The sequence below is a fragment of the Streptomyces subrutilus genome (assembly GCF_001746425.1).
Lineage (GTDB): Bacteria > Actinomycetota > Actinomycetes > Streptomycetales > Streptomycetaceae > Streptomyces > Streptomyces subrutilus_A.
This window is the reverse complement of record NZ_MEHK01000001.1, coordinates 2,756,137-2,770,750: the sequence shown is the minus strand read 5'-3', so window position 1 is coordinate 2,770,750 and position 14,614 is coordinate 2,756,137. Positions and strand designations below refer to the sequence as shown.

At 76.1% G+C, this 14,614-nt stretch carries 11 protein-coding genes; 2 read left to right on the top strand and 9 right to left on the bottom strand.

Translation table 11 applies throughout. The annotated features are described in order from the left end of the window. Nucleotides 1-39: 39 nt before the first annotated feature. Nucleotides 40-1,044, top strand: a complete 1,005-nt coding sequence (locus BGK67_RS13470) for a methyltransferase domain-containing protein (protein ID WP_069920318.1) — start codon at nt 40-42, stop codon at nt 1,042-1,044. 9 nt (nt 1,045-1,053) lie between these two features. Here BGK67_RS13470 and BGK67_RS13465 read toward each other — a convergent pair whose 3' ends face one another. From BGK67_RS13465 to BGK67_RS13450, 4 genes are all read right to left on the bottom strand, one after another. Continuing rightward, nucleotides 1,054-2,124, bottom strand: a complete 1,071-nt coding sequence (locus BGK67_RS13465; RefSeq protein WP_432215445.1) for an FHA domain-containing protein — start codon at nt 2,122-2,124, stop codon at nt 1,054-1,056. 13 nt (nt 2,125-2,137) lie between these two features. Then, a complete protein-coding gene (locus BGK67_RS13460) occupies nt 2,138-3,463 on the bottom strand; it encodes a vWA domain-containing protein (RefSeq protein WP_069920316.1) in 1,326 nt (441 codons plus the stop codon). Between the two features lie 41 nt (nt 3,464-3,504). Beyond that, nucleotides 3,505-5,112, bottom strand: a complete 1,608-nt coding sequence (locus BGK67_RS36215; RefSeq protein ID WP_432215444.1) for a PP2C family protein-serine/threonine phosphatase — start codon at nt 5,110-5,112, stop codon at nt 3,505-3,507. Nucleotides 5,113-5,202: 90 nt separating this feature from the next. Beyond that, nucleotides 5,203-7,941: a serine/threonine-protein kinase gene (locus tag BGK67_RS13450; protein WP_432215443.1), complete on the bottom strand. Its 2,739-nt coding sequence runs from the start codon at nt 7,939-7,941 to the stop codon at nt 5,203-5,205. Between the two features lie 10 nt (nt 7,942-7,951). Between BGK67_RS13450 and BGK67_RS41195 the strand changes: the two genes are divergently transcribed. Next, nucleotides 7,952-8,302: a hypothetical protein gene (locus BGK67_RS41195; protein ID WP_432215442.1), complete on the top strand. Its 351-nt coding sequence runs from the start codon at nt 7,952-7,954 to the stop codon at nt 8,300-8,302. A gap of 70 nt (nt 8,303-8,372) precedes the next feature. Here BGK67_RS41195 and BGK67_RS13445 read toward each other — a convergent pair whose 3' ends face one another. The 5 genes from BGK67_RS13445 to BGK67_RS13425 form a co-directional block, all read right to left on the bottom strand. Further along, complete coding sequence (locus BGK67_RS13445; protein WP_069920315.1) at nt 8,373-9,623, bottom strand: hypothetical protein; 1,251 nt, start codon at nt 9,621-9,623, stop codon at nt 8,373-8,375. 71 nt (nt 9,624-9,694) lie between these two features. Further along, complete coding sequence (locus BGK67_RS13440; protein WP_244291461.1) at nt 9,695-10,639, bottom strand: glutamate ABC transporter substrate-binding protein; 945 nt, start codon at nt 10,637-10,639, stop codon at nt 9,695-9,697. Between the two features lie 125 nt (nt 10,640-10,764). Beyond that, nucleotides 10,765-12,174, bottom strand: a complete 1,410-nt coding sequence (locus tag BGK67_RS13435; protein ID WP_432215441.1) for a hypothetical protein — start codon at nt 12,172-12,174, stop codon at nt 10,765-10,767. A 176-nt stretch (nt 12,175-12,350) separates the two neighbouring features. After that, the gene (locus tag BGK67_RS13430) at nt 12,351-13,349 is read right to left on the bottom strand and encodes an N-acetylglucosamine kinase (protein ID WP_069920313.1); all 999 of its coding nucleotides are present in this window, start codon (nt 13,347-13,349) and stop codon (nt 12,351-12,353) included. Then, nucleotides 13,340-14,614: a 6-phospho-beta-glucosidase gene (locus tag BGK67_RS13425; RefSeq protein WP_069920312.1), complete on the bottom strand. Its 1,275-nt coding sequence runs from the start codon at nt 14,612-14,614 to the stop codon at nt 13,340-13,342. Before BGK67_RS13425 ends, BGK67_RS13430 begins: the two co-directional genes overlap by 10 nt.

The following is a 14,614-nucleotide window of genomic DNA, read 5'->3' as shown; positions in this document are numbered from 1 at the left end:
GCGCTCGCCCGCGGCGGCCGCGCGCAGGACAGTGGAGGCATGGCCGCACACACCGCACGCACCACCGGGCTACGGGACCTGCGCGAGACCGCGCACGCCGCCCAGGTGCGGGAGCTGACCGCCGCCGGGGTGCTGGACGACCCGGCCTGGCAGGCGGCCTTCGCGGCCGTGCCCCGGCACGTCTTCGTCCCCTACTTCTGGACCGGCCGCGGAGCCGGCCACGAGCGGCTCTGGGGGCAGGATCCCGATCCCGAGGTGCGGGCCCGCTGGCTGCGCGGGGTCTACGCCGACACCCCGCTCGCGACCCGGCTGCGCGACGGAGAACTCGTCTCCTCCAGCAGCCAGCCCTCCCTGATGGCGAAGATGCTGCGGGCGCTGGAGGTGCGCGACGGCGACAACGTGCTGGAGATCGGGGCGGGCACCGGCTACAACGCCGCCCTGCTCTGCCACCGGCTCGGCGAGGACCTCGTCACCACCGTGGACCTCGACGAGGAGATCACCGAGTCCGCGCGGACGCACCTGGCCGAGCTCGGCTACCACCCGCTGGTGGTCACCGGGGACGGGGCGCGCGGCTGCCCCGCCCGGGCCCCGTTCGACCGGATCCTGGTGACCTGCGCGCTGCCGATGGTCCCGCACGCCTGGACGGCCCAGTGCCGGCCCGGGGCGCGGATCCTGGCTCCGCTGTCGACCGGGCTGATCGCGCTCACCGTCCGCGACCCCGGCTTCGCCGAGGGCCGCTTCCTGCACAACCCGGCGTACTTCGTCCCGCTGCGCGGGGCCACGGCGGCCCGGCCGCCGCGCGATCCGGGCGGCGCGGCGCCGCACGGGCTCCCGTACGAGCTGGTGGAGAACGAGCGCTTCCAGTTCATGCTCGTGCTGACCGAGGGCGTCCTGCACCCCCGCGAGGCCCTGGACCTGTGGCGCCGCGAGGACCGGCCGGCCCGCGAGCGCTTCGGGGTCACCGTCAGCGGCGAGGGGCAGTGGGCGTGGCTCGACGACCCACAGGGCCCGTACGTATGGCCCTTGGGGGAGACGCGCGACTGACCGGTCGGGCTAGCCGCGGCGGATGGTGATCGTGGTCCAGGCGCCCACGTGCACGCGGTCGCCGTCGGCGAGCGGGACCGGGACGTAGGGCTGGATCGGGTCCTCGCCGCCGTTGATGGTGGTGCCGTTGGTGGAGTTCTGGTCCACCACCGCCCAGCTGAGGTCGGGCTGCTGGACCAGGACCGCGTGCTGGTGGGAGACGCCCGGGTCCTCCGGGGGCACCGACAGGTCGATGTCGGGGGACTCGCCCGTGGAGGCGCGGCGGCGGCCGATGGTGATCTGGCCGCCGGCGAGCGCCAGGTGCTGCTCCGGGGAGTACGCGGGCAGGTTGAGCCCGGCCGCCTCGGGGCCGCTGCGCTGCATCATCGCCATGAAGTACGAGCGGTCGGGGCCGATCGTCGCGCTCCAAGAGCCGCCCTGCGGCGCGAAGGACTGCTGCTGCGGGGGCTGGTACTGCTGCGGCGGCGGCTGCGGCTGCGGCTGCTGCTGGTGCTGCTGCTGTTGCTGCGGCTGGTGCTGCTGGGGCGGCTGGTGTTGGTATTCCTGCTGGTACTCGCGCTGGGGCGGCGGCGGGGGCTGCTGCTGGTACCGAGGCTGCGGCGGCTCGTGCGCCGGAGGCGGCAGCAGCCAGTCGTCCTCGCGCTGCAGCGGCTCGGCCGGGCGGTTGACCCGGGAGGGACGCGAGCCCTGGTACTCGAAGTGGTCCTGCGCGTACGTCACGGGCGGCGGAGGCGTGGAGGGGGCCGCGCCCGCCGTCCCGCGCCCCTGGACCCCGGAGTCCGGGGCGGCCGGGGATGCCGGGGCGTACGAAGTCGCCGAACGGGTCAGGAAGTTGTACCGGCACTCCTCGCAGAACGGGGCCATGGCCTCGCGCGGGGTCCGGCACTGCGGGCAGAGCTCGGCCTGGGCGGTCGGCTCGCCGGCGGTCGGGGGGTAGCCGTAGCCGTAGGAAGGCGCCGCAGGGGGGCCTTCGGAGGCAGCCATGCGATGGCCGCAGACCTCGCACCAGTCGTCGGAGGCGGACTGGTGCCCGTTCGGGCAGCTCGGCATGGCGGCGCTTCCCCCTTCTGCCTGCGTCATCGCGTCAGGTCTCTCAGGTCTTCTTCACTCGGACGGTCTGCGTCGAGCGCGTTTCGAGGGTCATCTCGTCGGCGTCGGCGACCTTCGCCTTCAGCCGCACAGTACCCGCCGCGGCGTCCACGACCTCCACCACCTTCGCCAGCAGCTTGGCGGTGTCGGCGTTTCCCGAGACGCTCGCCAGCTGCACGGCGCGGCCGAGCTTGGCCGTCGCCCCGTCCACATCGCCCAGTTTGCGGGCTTCGAGGCCCTGTTGGATAGCCTGCGCCAGTTCCGCCTGCCCGGTGTAGTGGGCGACCTGCGGGTTGATGGCGGTGGAGGCGGCCAGATCGTCCGTCCACACCGCCCGCACCAGCCCCTGGGCGAGGACGGCGGCGGGCTCGCCCGCCACCCCCGGCAGGACCAGCGAGGCGCGCGCGGCGAGCATCTCCTGGCCCACGCCCGCGCTCGGGACGCGCACGCACACGTGGTACTCGCGGGACTCGTCGCCCCACGAGCCCGTCGGGTAGTCGCCGGCCCGCGGACCGGCCTCGGTGCGGCGGGCGGTCAGGTCCTGGACGGCGGGCGCGACCTGCTTGACGTACTGGATCTCGGCGCCGACCGGGGTCCACAGGCGCAGCGCGACGTCCGCGACCTCCTTGCCCATGACGTTCTCCATCATGTGCGTGAAGTCCTCGGCGAGGTGCGCCGGGTCGGCCACGATGTCGGCCGAGCCGAGCAGCGCGCTCGCGATGCCGGTGACCTCCTTGACCTCCCAGTCGGTGCCCACCCCGCGGGCGTCGCAGGTGAAGCGGCCCGCGCACGCGTCCAGGGTGGCGCGCAGCCGGGCCGGGTCCTCGTGCTCGTTGCGGCCGTCGGTGAGCAGGATCCCGTGCCGGATGGCGGCGGAGGACTGCCGCAGCAGGCCGTCGGCCAGCCGCAGCCAGGTGCCGATGGCGGTGCCGCCGCCGGAGCTGAGCCCGCGCAGCGCCTCCTTGGCCCGGGCGCGGGTCACCGGGTCGGCGACGGCGAGGCGGCCCTGGCCCGGGTACACCTCCTTCGCCACGTGCGTACCGGCGATCACGGCGAACGAGGTGCCGTCGCGCAGGGTGTCCACGGCCGCGGCCGTCGCCTCGCGGGCGCCGCGCATCTTCTCCGGCGGGTACTCCATGGAACCCGAGCAGTCGACCATGATCACGACGGCCGCCGCGCCCCGGTCGGCCGCCGCGCGGGTGGCGGTGGCGCCACCGGTGGAGGTGACCGTGACGATGGCGTGGACGTCCCGCCCGCCCTGGGGGAGGAACTCGTTCTGGTACACCTCCACGCTGAAGCGCGGGGCGCTGGGCTTGGCGAAGTTCGCCATCGGTGGGGCTCCTAGGGGCTCGGACAGGCGAGTCGGGCGGGTCAGGCCCGGGGAGACGCTTCCGCTTGCGGTTCCGCTCCGGGACGCGCGCCCGGTTCCGGTTCGGCGCCCCGCCCGTCCCCCGGCCCCGCTTCCGCTTCGGGCGGCGCGGCGAACGGCACGAGGGCGACGGTGACGTTGTCGTGGCCGCCGCCGTCCAGGGCGTGACCCACCAGGACCTGCGCACTGTGCAGGGGCCGGACGGCGGCGTCCGGGGGCAGCACCTGGGCCAGGTCCCGGGCGGCCTCCGCGTAGTTCCACAGGCCGTCGGTGCAGACGACGACCACGCCGGCGTGGTCCGGCTTGAAGACGGCGGTGTGCGGTTCGAGGTCGTACGCGTCGGCCCCGAGCCAGCCGGTGATGGCGTGTGCGCGGACGTCGGCGTAGGCCTCGGCCTCGCCCATCAGGCCGGCCGAGACCATCTGGGCGGCCCAGGAGTCGTCCTCGGTGAGCCGGCGGGACAGGGCGGCGCGGTCGTCCGGGACCCAGTACGCGCGGCTGTCGCCCACCCAGCCGATGGTGAGCAGCCCCTCGCTGACGACGGCGCCGACCAGCGTGCAGGCGGGGGCGTTCTGCGCGCCGGGCACCTCCGGGGCCAGGGCGTTGACCGCCGCGGCGGCGGCCAGGATCGCCTCGTGCATGGCCTCCTGGGGGTGGGCGCCGCGCGGGAGCGCGTCGAGCAGGTACTCGTTGGCCGCGGCGGCCGCCGCGGCCGATGCCTCGTCGGGGCGGCTCGCGGAGGAGACGCCGTCGCAGACGATGGCCACGGTGGCGGCGGAGCCGTCGGGCAGCGCGGTGGCCGCGACCGCGAAGGCGTCCTCGTTGCGGTGGTGGCGCAGCCCGCGGTCGCTGACGGCGGCCACGCTGCCGAGCTCCTCCTCCAGGTGGTCGCGCTCCCGGGGCTGGGCGTGGCCGCAGTGCTCGCAGTAGCCGTCGGTGTCCACGTACCCGGTGCGGCAGGCGACGCAGGTCTTCCCGCCGGCGCCCTGCGGGGCCTCGGCCGGGGCGGCGGGGTGCGCGGGGCCGGGGGCCTCGTACGGGGCTTCGCCCGTGGTCCAGGGGGTCCCTTCCCGCGGCGTCGCGCCGCCGGCGGGCAGGTCGCGGGGGGTCTGCGGGTCGTCGGCCCCGGCGCCGTACGGGTGCTCCGCGGCGGCCCACGGGGTGCCCTCGGGAGGCGTGGGGGTGCCGTGCGGGCCGTCGTGGCCGGTGGCGGCGTACGGGACGTCGGCGGGGTGCGGATCCCGGGCGTGGCCGGGCTGCGGGGCGTGCCTGGGCTCGGGGGTGTGTCCGGGCTCGGGGGTGTGTCCGGGCTCCGGGCCCGTCCCCGGCGGCGGGCCGTTGCCCGGTTCCCGGTCCGGATCGGGTTCCGCCGGGGTGAGCGCCCAGCCGCCCGCCTCTCCGACCAGGGTCGGGGCGGCGGAGGCGACGCTGCCCCAGCCCGGGGCGGGCTCGGGGCCGGCGTGGGAACCGCCGGGTGCCGAGGTCCCGTGCCCGCTCGCGGCGGCCGGCGGGGCCGGTGGCGCCGGTGGCGCCGGTGGCGCCGGCGGGGGCGAGGGGAGGGGGACGGTGGGGTGGTCCGCGGCCGGGGCCGCCGGGGGAGGGGCGGTCACGGCATAGCCGCAGACGCCGCAGAAACGGTCACCCTCCTCAAGGGGTTCCGCGCAGCAGGGGCAGCCCGACAGCCGATGCATCGACATCACTCACACCCACGTCCGGGGACGGAAACGGTTTGCCCGCTCCACCAGTTCGATCCTCTCCTCGCCCCGCCGCGCCAGCCGTGCGAGCACGCGGTACGAGCGCTCCAGTCCGAAGCGCAGGCCGCGTTCGTCCAGTTGGCTGCCGAGCAGCGAGGTGCTTCCGGGATCGGAACCCCGGCTACCCGACAGTACCCAGTCGAGGGCCGAGCCCAGAACTTCCGTCGTGAGCCGCTCGTGGCGCTCGGGATCCAGCCCGAACGTCCGCAGCGCCTCCACCTGCCCGGCGGCCGCCGTCAGGTCGGCCAACAGGGGCTCCTGCGGGGACCGGTCGCGCAGACGTGCCCGTACGGCGGCCACCCGGGCGGCGGTGTAGTGGATGGAGGCCTCGGGCACGGACTCCAGTGCGAGCACGGCTCCGGCCCGGTCGCCCGCGGCGAGCCGGACCCGGGCCAGCCCGAAGGCGGCGCTCACGAACCCGGGGTCGGTGGTCCAGACGAGCCGGTAGTACTCGGCGGCGTTGTCCAGCTGGCCGAGGACCTCCGCGCACAGCCCCAGCGCCAGCTTCGGCGCGGGCTCGCCGGGGAAGGCGTCGTAGATCGCGTCGAAGGACAGGGCCGCGATCTCGTCCTCCCCGGCGGCCAGGGAGGCGACGCCGCGGGCCCACACCACGCGCCAGTCGTCGGGGTGGCGCGCCTCCAGCTCCCGCAGGGAGGCGGAGGCCGCGGCCAGTTCGCCCAGCTCGAGCCGGGCCCGCAGCTCCCGCAGCCGCAGCTCGGCCGAATCGGACGGCGCCGAGCCGAGGGCGCCCAGGAGGTCGCCGGGTGCGGAGGCCAGCAGGCCGGTCAGGAAACCGGCGTTGGGGTCGGCCGGGTCCACCAGGGGTACGGGCAGCGCCAGCGCGGCGTCCCGCCGGGCCGCTCCCGCGGGGGGACCGGGCGCGGGTGCCAGCCCCGCCCCCCGGACCGGAGCCGCCACCACGGCCACGGCCGCGGCCGCGGGCGCGGGCCGGGGCCCGGGCACCGCCGCCACATGCGTGGCACTGCTCCCGATCCCGCCCTCGGCGTGCCCCGACAGGGCGGAAGCCCCGCCGGGGGCCTGCGGCCCGGCCGCCCCCGCCTGGGCGGCCCCGGCGGGCAGGCCGGCGCCGCCGGGCGCCTGAGCCCAAGGGCCGGGGGCCGCGGCTGTGATCGGCGCGAGGCCGCCCGGGGTTCCGGGCGCGGGAGTGCCCGCGTGCAGCGGAAGCCCGCCGGGAGCTTGCGGCTCCGGCGCCCACGGGCCAGGGGCCCCGGCTGCGAGCGGCTCGGGTACGCCCGGGGTTCCGGGCGTACCCGCGCGCAGGGGAAGCCCACCCGAGCCCTGCGGCCCGGCACCGGCCGGCCCCGCAGAGGGGGCCCCGCCAGGATGGCCACCACCCCCGGGCGCCTGCGCCCACGCGCCGGGCGTCCCAGCCGGGAGCGGCGCGGGGCCGCCCGGCGCTCCCTGGGCGGGAGTCGCCGGGGGCACGGCGAGGCCCCCCGGCCGGGGGGTTCCCGGCGCGGCCGCGCCTGCCGGTGTACCCGGTGGGGCGGCGGGTCCGCGGCGGCCGCGCGACGGGAAGAGGCCGCCGCCCCGCCGGGAGGCCGGTCGGCGCAGGCCCAGGCGGGAGACCGCCGGGTCCGTGTCCGCGAAGAGCCGGGTGTCCGGGACGCGGGTCTCCGGGCCGAACAGGGTGGACAGCTGCGGCCGCGGCCGGCCCGTCTGGAGGGCGACGACCTCCCGCAGCACGCCGGTCAGCTGGTCCGCCATCTCCTGCGCGGAGGCGAACCGCCGCCCCGGATCCGGATCGGTGGCCCGGACGAGCAGCCGGTAGAAGGACTCGTACCGCCCGAACACCTCGATGTGCTCCGGGTCCGGCAGCGAGTCCACGAACACATTGGTGTAGCCCTGGAAGTCGAAGGTCAGCACGGCCAGGGTGCGCGCCACCGTGTACAGGTCGGAGGCGACCGAGGGGCCCAGCTCCGCGACCTCCGGGGCCTGGTAGCCCACCGTGCCGTAGATGGCCGACTCCTCGTCGTCCATCCGCCGCACCGCGCCCATGTCGATCAGCTTCAGCTGGTCCTGCTGCTGGATCGCGTTGTCGACCTTGAAGTCGCAGTACAGGAGGTTGCGGCTGTGCAGGTGGCCGAGCGCCTCCAGCGCCTCGATGCCGTACGCGCAGGCCTGCTCCACCGGCAGCGGATCGCGCCGCCCGTCCGGCCGGCGCCGCTCGTTCGCGATCTCCTTCAGCGATTTGCCGCCCACGTACTCCATGACGATGTACCCGTCCAGCGAACCGGTCCGCTGGTCCAGGTGCTCCACGAAGTTGTAGATCCGCACGATGTTGGAGTGCTCGATCTCCGCGAGGAAGCGCCGCTCCGATATCGCGGCCGCCATCGCGTCCTCGTCACCGGTGTCCAGCAGGCCCTTGAGGACCACCCAGCGGTCCGACACCGCCCGGTCCACCGCCAGGTACACCCAGCCGAGGCCGCCGTGGGCGAGACAGCCCGCCACCTCGTACTGGCCGTGCACCACCTCGCCCGCGCGCAGCTTGGGCACGAAGGAGTACGGGTGCCCGCACTTGGTGCAGAACCCTTCCGTCCGCCCGGGTCGGTCGCCCCGGGCCCGCCCCACCGGGGCCCCGCAGTCGGCGCGCGAGCAGAACCGCTTGCGCTCGGGCACCTCCGGGTTCTCCAGGACGGCGGCCGCAGGATCCGGACGCGGCACTTCCGGTACTTTGACCAGTCCGGCGCCGAGCCGCCCGCGCCCCGAGGACGAGGGCGCCGAGCCCGAACTGCGCACCGACACCGAACGGGTGGACGCCGGGCCCGACAGGGCGCGCGAGAGCCGCCCCGACACGGAGCGGCGGGACGCGGACGAGCGCGCCGAGGCCGAGGAGCGCGCCGAGCCGTGCGACCCCTGCGAGCCCGTCGACCCACGGGACCCGGCCGATCCGGCGGAGCCGGTGCGCCCGCCCGATCCGGCGGAGCCCCGGGCCGCGCTCGTCATCCCCGTCGGCGGCGACACCAGCTCCTCCGCGCCCCCCGCGACCGAGCCGATCGGCGCCAGCCCGCAGGTGTCGCAGTAGACCTCGCCGGCGCCCATGTCCTCGTACGCCCCCGGGCAGCCGCGCCGGGCACACCCCGTTCCGATCAGGCTCATGCGCCTTCCTTTCCGGAGGCCCCCGCGCCCCGCACCGCCTCGGCCGCGGCCTGCTGGTAGCGCAGGACGGCCTGCTCGGCGGCCCGCAGGTCGCAGGGCGCGCTCCACAGCATCCGCCGGGCCGTGTCGTACCGCTCGATCAGCAGCGGGTCCTCCGCCAGCCCGTGCCGGGCCACCTTCGCCTTGTAGGCGTCGAGCCGCCCGCGCAGCTCGGCCCGCACCGCGAGAGGCGCCGTCACCGCGGTCAACGATTCGCGGGCCCGGCGCAGTTCCTCCTCGGCCCGCTCCTCCAGGGACTCCAGCAGCGGGGAGAGCCGGTGCCAGCGGGACTGGCGGCGGTGCTCGGCCGCCGCAGCGAGCTGCTCCTGCAGCACCGTCGGCGGGCCGCTCACGGCGGGCACCTCCGACGCGGCGATCTTCGCCAGTACCTCGCCGCGGGCGGTCCGCGCCTCCGCCAGGGTCCGGTCGGCCCGCGAGAGCACGTCCCGCAGGCTGATCAGCCGCTGCTCGGCGTCCTGCCGGACGTCCAGCACGGCCTCGACCTCCCGGCGTACGTCCTCCAGCGCGAGCGCGGCCCGGTCGTAGCGCCGGGTGTCCGGGCGGCCGCCGCCGGGCGCGGAGCTCCCCGGCGCCGCCGGCACCCAGAAGGCCAGCGGGTCCGCGATCACCTCGGCCCGCAGCTCGGCCAGCTCGGCGGTGATGGTCTCCAGGTCGTCGCCCGAGGGGTGCTCGCCCGGCCGCACCCCCACCGAGTGGGCCAGCGAGCGGGTGCGGTGCAGCTCGGCCGCGAGCAGGTCGATCCGGGCGGGCAGCGCCGACCACACCGCGTCCGCGGCGACCACCACGTCCAGCGAGCGCGCGTACAGCTCGTTCATCCGGGCCACCAGCTCGGCGAGCGAGAACCGCTCCGCCAGTCCGGCGCCCTCCACGGCGGCGCCCGCGATCAGCACCCCGGGCCCGCGCAGCCGCTCGGTCAGCTCGACCAGGTCCTCGCGGTTCGGCCAGCGGCGCCGCTCACGGATCTCCCGGGCGGCGGCCAGGGCCCCGCTGTAGGCGTCGAAGTACGTCCACAGCCGGGTGATGTCCGCGTCGGCGGCCGCCCACCGCTCCTTGGTGACCCCGGTCAGCCCGGCGCCCTCCAGCAGCCGGCGCCCCGCGTGGTCCTGGAGGGCCAGCAGCGAGGTCTCGACGGCCTCGTGCTCGGCGCCCAGCCGGGTCAGGGCACGGTCGACGCCGTCCCGGTCCATCACTGCCGACGACCACGACTCCAACGACTGTGCCTCCGCTTCCGTGTCCGACTCCGTGCCCGCCACCGGCCTCAGCCGTCCCGGTACTTGGGGGCGGGCGGCGCGGTCACGCCGGGCAGCACCGGTTGCAGGTGCTTGAGGTACGACTTCATCCAGCGGCTCTCGTCGCCGCCCGAACGGTACTCCTCCAGCACCTTGTTGACCCGGCGCACCAGGTCGGAGGCGTCCTTGTTCATCGCCACGCCGTAGAACTCGCGGGTGAACGGCGAGCCGACCAGCCGCACCGACGGGTCCTGCGCGGCCTGGCCGGCCGCGAGGGCGTTGTCCGTGACGATGCCGTCGACCTCGCCCAGCTGGAGGCGGACCAGGCAGTCCAGCTGGTTGGGCACGGTGACCGGCACCGAGCCGTACGACTGGGCCTTCAGGGTCGCCTCGGCCGTGGAGCCGGCCGCGAAGCAGATCCGCTGGTCCCTCAGCGAGGTGTCGTACCCGGTGATCTTCGAGCCCCTGGGGGCCAGCACCTGCTGCCCGGCCTCGAAGTAGGCCGTCGAGAAGGCGACCTCCTCCAGCCGCTTGCAGTTGATGGTCATGGTCCGCACCACGATGTCGACGCGGCCCTCCTGGAGCGCCGGGATGCGCTGGCTGGTCGGGATGGCCCGGTAGATCACCGCGTTCGGATCGCCGAGGATGTCCTGGGCGATGGCCTTCACCAGGTCGATGTCGAAGCCGTCGAGCCCGCCGCCGTCCTCGGCCTGGTTGCGATAGCCCCACCGGAAGCTGTTCTGGTCCACGCCCGCGACGAGCTTGCCCGCCGCCTTGATCCGGGCTATCGCCGCGCCGTCCAGGCCCGACGGGCGCAGGCTGGCCTCCGGGTCCTGGCAGGTGTCGAGGGGCGCCGCCGGGGCCGCCGCCGTCGACACGGGCCCGCGGACCGCCGCGCCGCCCGCGGCGTCCGGCGCCGCACTGGCCAGCGGCAGCAGCACGGTCGCGGCGGTCACCGCACAGGCCACGGCCATCGCGCTCACCCCGCCCCAGCCGCGCAGCCGGCCCGCCGCCCGCCGCAGGGCGGACGGCGCGCCCGGCTGGTCCGCACTGCCCCCGGCGTCCTCGAAGGCCCGCACCGCCCGTGTCCGCATCGCGCTCACCTGTACTCCGAAAGCCTGCGCCCGATGCCGAGCAGGGCCGCCGCCGCGCCGACGACGGCGAGGACCGCCGTGCCGGTCAGCAGGCCGTCCAGTGCGCCCAGTCCGCCCCGGGCCGCCCGGGTGAACTCCCGCTGCTCGTGGGCCACCGCCTGTTCCAGGGAGGCGTCCACCGTGTCGAACGCGGCCCCGCTGCTGTCCTTGTGGTCCTTGTCCCCGACGACCTGCACCAGCGCGGACTCGTAGTCCCCCTTCAAGTCCGCCTCCCGGGCCGCCGTGTGCCGCTGCTTCCACAGTTTCACGCCGTCCGCGGCGCGGGTCACGGGCGCGCGGCCGGCCTCGTCGTCGGCCAGCCGCAGGGCGACCGCCAGCCCGGCGTCCAGTTCCTTCATGTTCGTCGTGAAGTCCACGTCGTACTTGTCCGACTTCGTGTCCGCGGCCAGCACGGCGCCGCGTGCGATCAGCGTCAGGTTCTCGCCGGCCCGCGCCTGGAGCGAGGCGATCCGCGCGTCGTTGAGCACCTTCAGCGACTCCTGCCCCTGCGCGCGGGCCTCGTTCAGCGACGCCCGCGCCACCGTGTGCCCCACGGCCAGCCACAGCAGCACCACCACGGAGGCGGCCGTGGCCGCCAGCAGCCCGTGGTTGAAGACCCGGTTCGTACGGCGGTAGTCGCGCCGCTGCGCCCACACCAGCGCGGCGAGCGAGACCAGGCCCGCGGCGAGCGAGGCCAGCGGCCAGGACCGGGAGTCGTCGTAGTCCGTGTAGAGGCGCCCGGTCTCCGCCTCGTACAGCCGCTGAGCGGCCGGCAGCAGCTGGGTGGTCATCTGCTCGTTGGCGTACCGGAGGTAGGCCCCGCCCAGCGGCAGGCCCTGCCGGTTGGCCGCGCGGGCCTGCTCGATCAGGCCGGTGTAGCGCGGCAGCTGCTCGCTCAGCAGGGTGATCTGCTCGCGGGAGTCCTGGCTGCCGCCGGTGTTCGCGGCGGCGCTGACCAGCAGCCGGGAGGCGTTGGCGATGTCCTTCTCGTACCGCAGGCGGACCTCGCGCTCCTGCGCGGCGCCCAGCAGGAAGCCGCTGGAGGAGGCCGTGTCGGCGTCCGCGAGGGAGCGGTACAGGCTCGCCGCGTCCGCGCTCAGCGGCTGGCTGCGGCCCACGACGTCCCCGGCGGCGGTGCTGCGGCCGGAGACCTCCCACAGGCCCACCGCGCCGAACAGCACGAGCAGGGCGGCCAGTACGGCGCCGATGATCCTCAGCCGGCCGGGCTCGGTCGTGGCCGCGCGGCGCAGCTGCTCCACCCCCTCGGCCCAGGCGGTCCTGCGCCCCGGCGGCGCCCCGGGCGGGGCGGCCGGCGGCCCGCCCGGCGGCACGGCGCCGCCGCCCCCGGGCGCGGGCGCGCGTGATGTGACAGCCACCGTGACCTCCCCCTTGGTCCTTGCTCCGCAGCAGTATGGCCGTATCGACGGTCGGCCACACCACCCGGTGCCGGATCTTGGGAGATCCGCTCCTGGGCGCGCGGGTCCCACCCCTTCACCGTGAATACGTCCGGATGACCGCCACGGTTCCAGACCGGCCGCCCTCCGGGGCGGGTTCACCCGAAATGGGCACGGAGTTTTCCGTGGGCGCCGTCCGGGGACCCGAGCGCGTCCAGCCCCAGCAGCCCGGCCCCCAGGACCGGGGGAGCCGTCACCACCGACACCCGGGCGTGCGGCGCCCGTTCGGCGAGACCCGCCGTGATCCGGGCGTCGAGCTGCGGATGCCGGGCGGCCAGCACGCTGCCGCCGAGCACCACGGGCGCGTCCTCGCCGAGCAGCTCCAGGCGGGCCAGCGCCACCGCCGCCATCGCCACGACCTCGTCCGCCTGCCGGTGCACCAGCGACACGGCCACCGGGTCCCCGGCGGCCGCCACCGAGAACAGCAGCGGGGCCAGCTCGTGCCGCCGCCCGCCCGGGATCCGGCCCAGGTGCAGCGATTCGATCAGCGCGTACATGGAGTCCTGCCCGAAGTGCGCCGGCAGTGCCCGGGCCAGCTCGGTCGGCTCGCCCCGGCCGTCCTCGGCCCGGGCCGCCCACCACAGGGCCTCCTCGGCCAGTCCGCCCCCGCCGCCCCAGTCGCCGGAGATCCGGCCGACCGCGGGGAAGCGGGCCGTCCGCCCGTCCGGGGTCATCCCGACGCAGTTGATGCCCGCCCCGCACACCACCGCGACCCCGCGCGGCCCGGCGCCCGCGGGCAGTCCGGCCCGCAGCAGCGCGAAGGTGTCGTTGTACACCGCCGTGGAGCCGGCCCAGTCGCGGCGCCGGATCTCGGCCGCCAGGTTCCGCTCCTCCACCGGGAAGTCGGCGTTGGCCAGGCAGGCGGACACGTGCTCGGCGTACGGCCCGCCCCCCGCGCGGGGGTCCAGCCCCGCGGCTGCCATCGCCTCCGCCAGCACGTCGACGGCCCCGGCCACCCCCGTCCGGGACGGCTGGAAGCCCCCGGCCTGACCGGAGCACAGCACCGAGCCGTCCGGGCCGACGAGCGCCACGTCCGTCTTGCTGTTCCCGGCGTCGATGGCCAGCACCGCCGCGTTCCGGGGCCGGGTCACGCCCATGGCAGGTGCTCCTTGTTGTGCGCGAGGAGCCGGTCCGCCAGCCCCTCGGCACGGTCGGTCTGACCCACCAGCGGGTGGGCCAGCAGCGCCCGGAAGACGCGCTCGCGGCCGCCGCGCAGGGCCGCGTCCAGGGCGAGGTCCTCGTACGCCGTCACGTGCGCGATCAGCCCGGCGTACAGCGGGTCCAGCGCGGGCACGGCCAGCGGACGCGGTCCCGAGCCGTCCACCCGTGCCTGGACCTCGACGACCGCGTCGTCCGGCAGGAAGGGCAGGGTGCCGTTGTTGAGCGTGTTGACCACCTGGACGGCCGGTCCGCCGCCGTTCCCGTCGCCCAGCAGCGCGGCCGCCAGGTCCACGGCCGCCTCCGAGTAGAAGGCCCCGCCGCGCCGGGCCAGCAGCGCGGGCTTCTCGTCCAGCGCGGGGTCCCCGTACAGGGCGAGCAGCTCCCGCTCCATCGCGGCGACCTCGGCCGCCCGCGACGGCTTGGCGGCCAGCTCGCGCACCACCTCGTCGTGCGCGTAGAAGTACCGCAGGTAGTAGGACGGTACGACGCCCAGCCGGTCCAGGACGGCCCGCGGCAGGCGGATGTCCGCGGCGATGGCCTCCGCGTGCCCGTCGAGCAGCCGCGGCAGCAGGTCCTCGCCGTCCGGGCCGCCCCGGCGCACCCCCAGCTCCCAGGTCAGGTGGTTGAGCCCCACGTGGTCCAGGTGGATGTCGGCCGGTGCCAGGTCCAGCAGGGCCGCGAACTTGCGCTGGAAGCCGATCGCGACGTTGCACAGGCCGACGGCCTTGTGGCCGGCCCGGAGCAGGGCGCGGGTGACGATGCCGACCGGGTTGGTGAAGTCGATGATCCAGGCGTCCGGGCTGGCCCGCCGGACCCGTTCGGCGATGTCGAGGACGACCGGGACGGTGCGCAGCGCCTTGGCGAGCCCCCCGGCGCCCGTGGTCTCCTGCCCGACGCAGCCGCACTCCAGCGGCCAGGTCTCGTCCCGCAGGCGGGCGGCCTGGCCGCCGACGCGCAGCTGGATCAGGACGGCGTCGGCGCCCTCGACCCCGGCGTCGAGGTCGGAGGTGGTGGTGATCCGCCCGGGGTGCCCCTGCCGGGCGAAGATGCGCCGGGCCAGGCCGCCGATCAGCTCCAGCCGTTCGGCGGCGGGGTCGATCAGCACCAGCTCGCTGACGGGCAGGGTGTCGCGCAGCCGCGCGAAGCCGTCGATCAGCTCGGGGGTGTAGGTGGAACCGCCGCCCACCACTGCGAGTTTCAT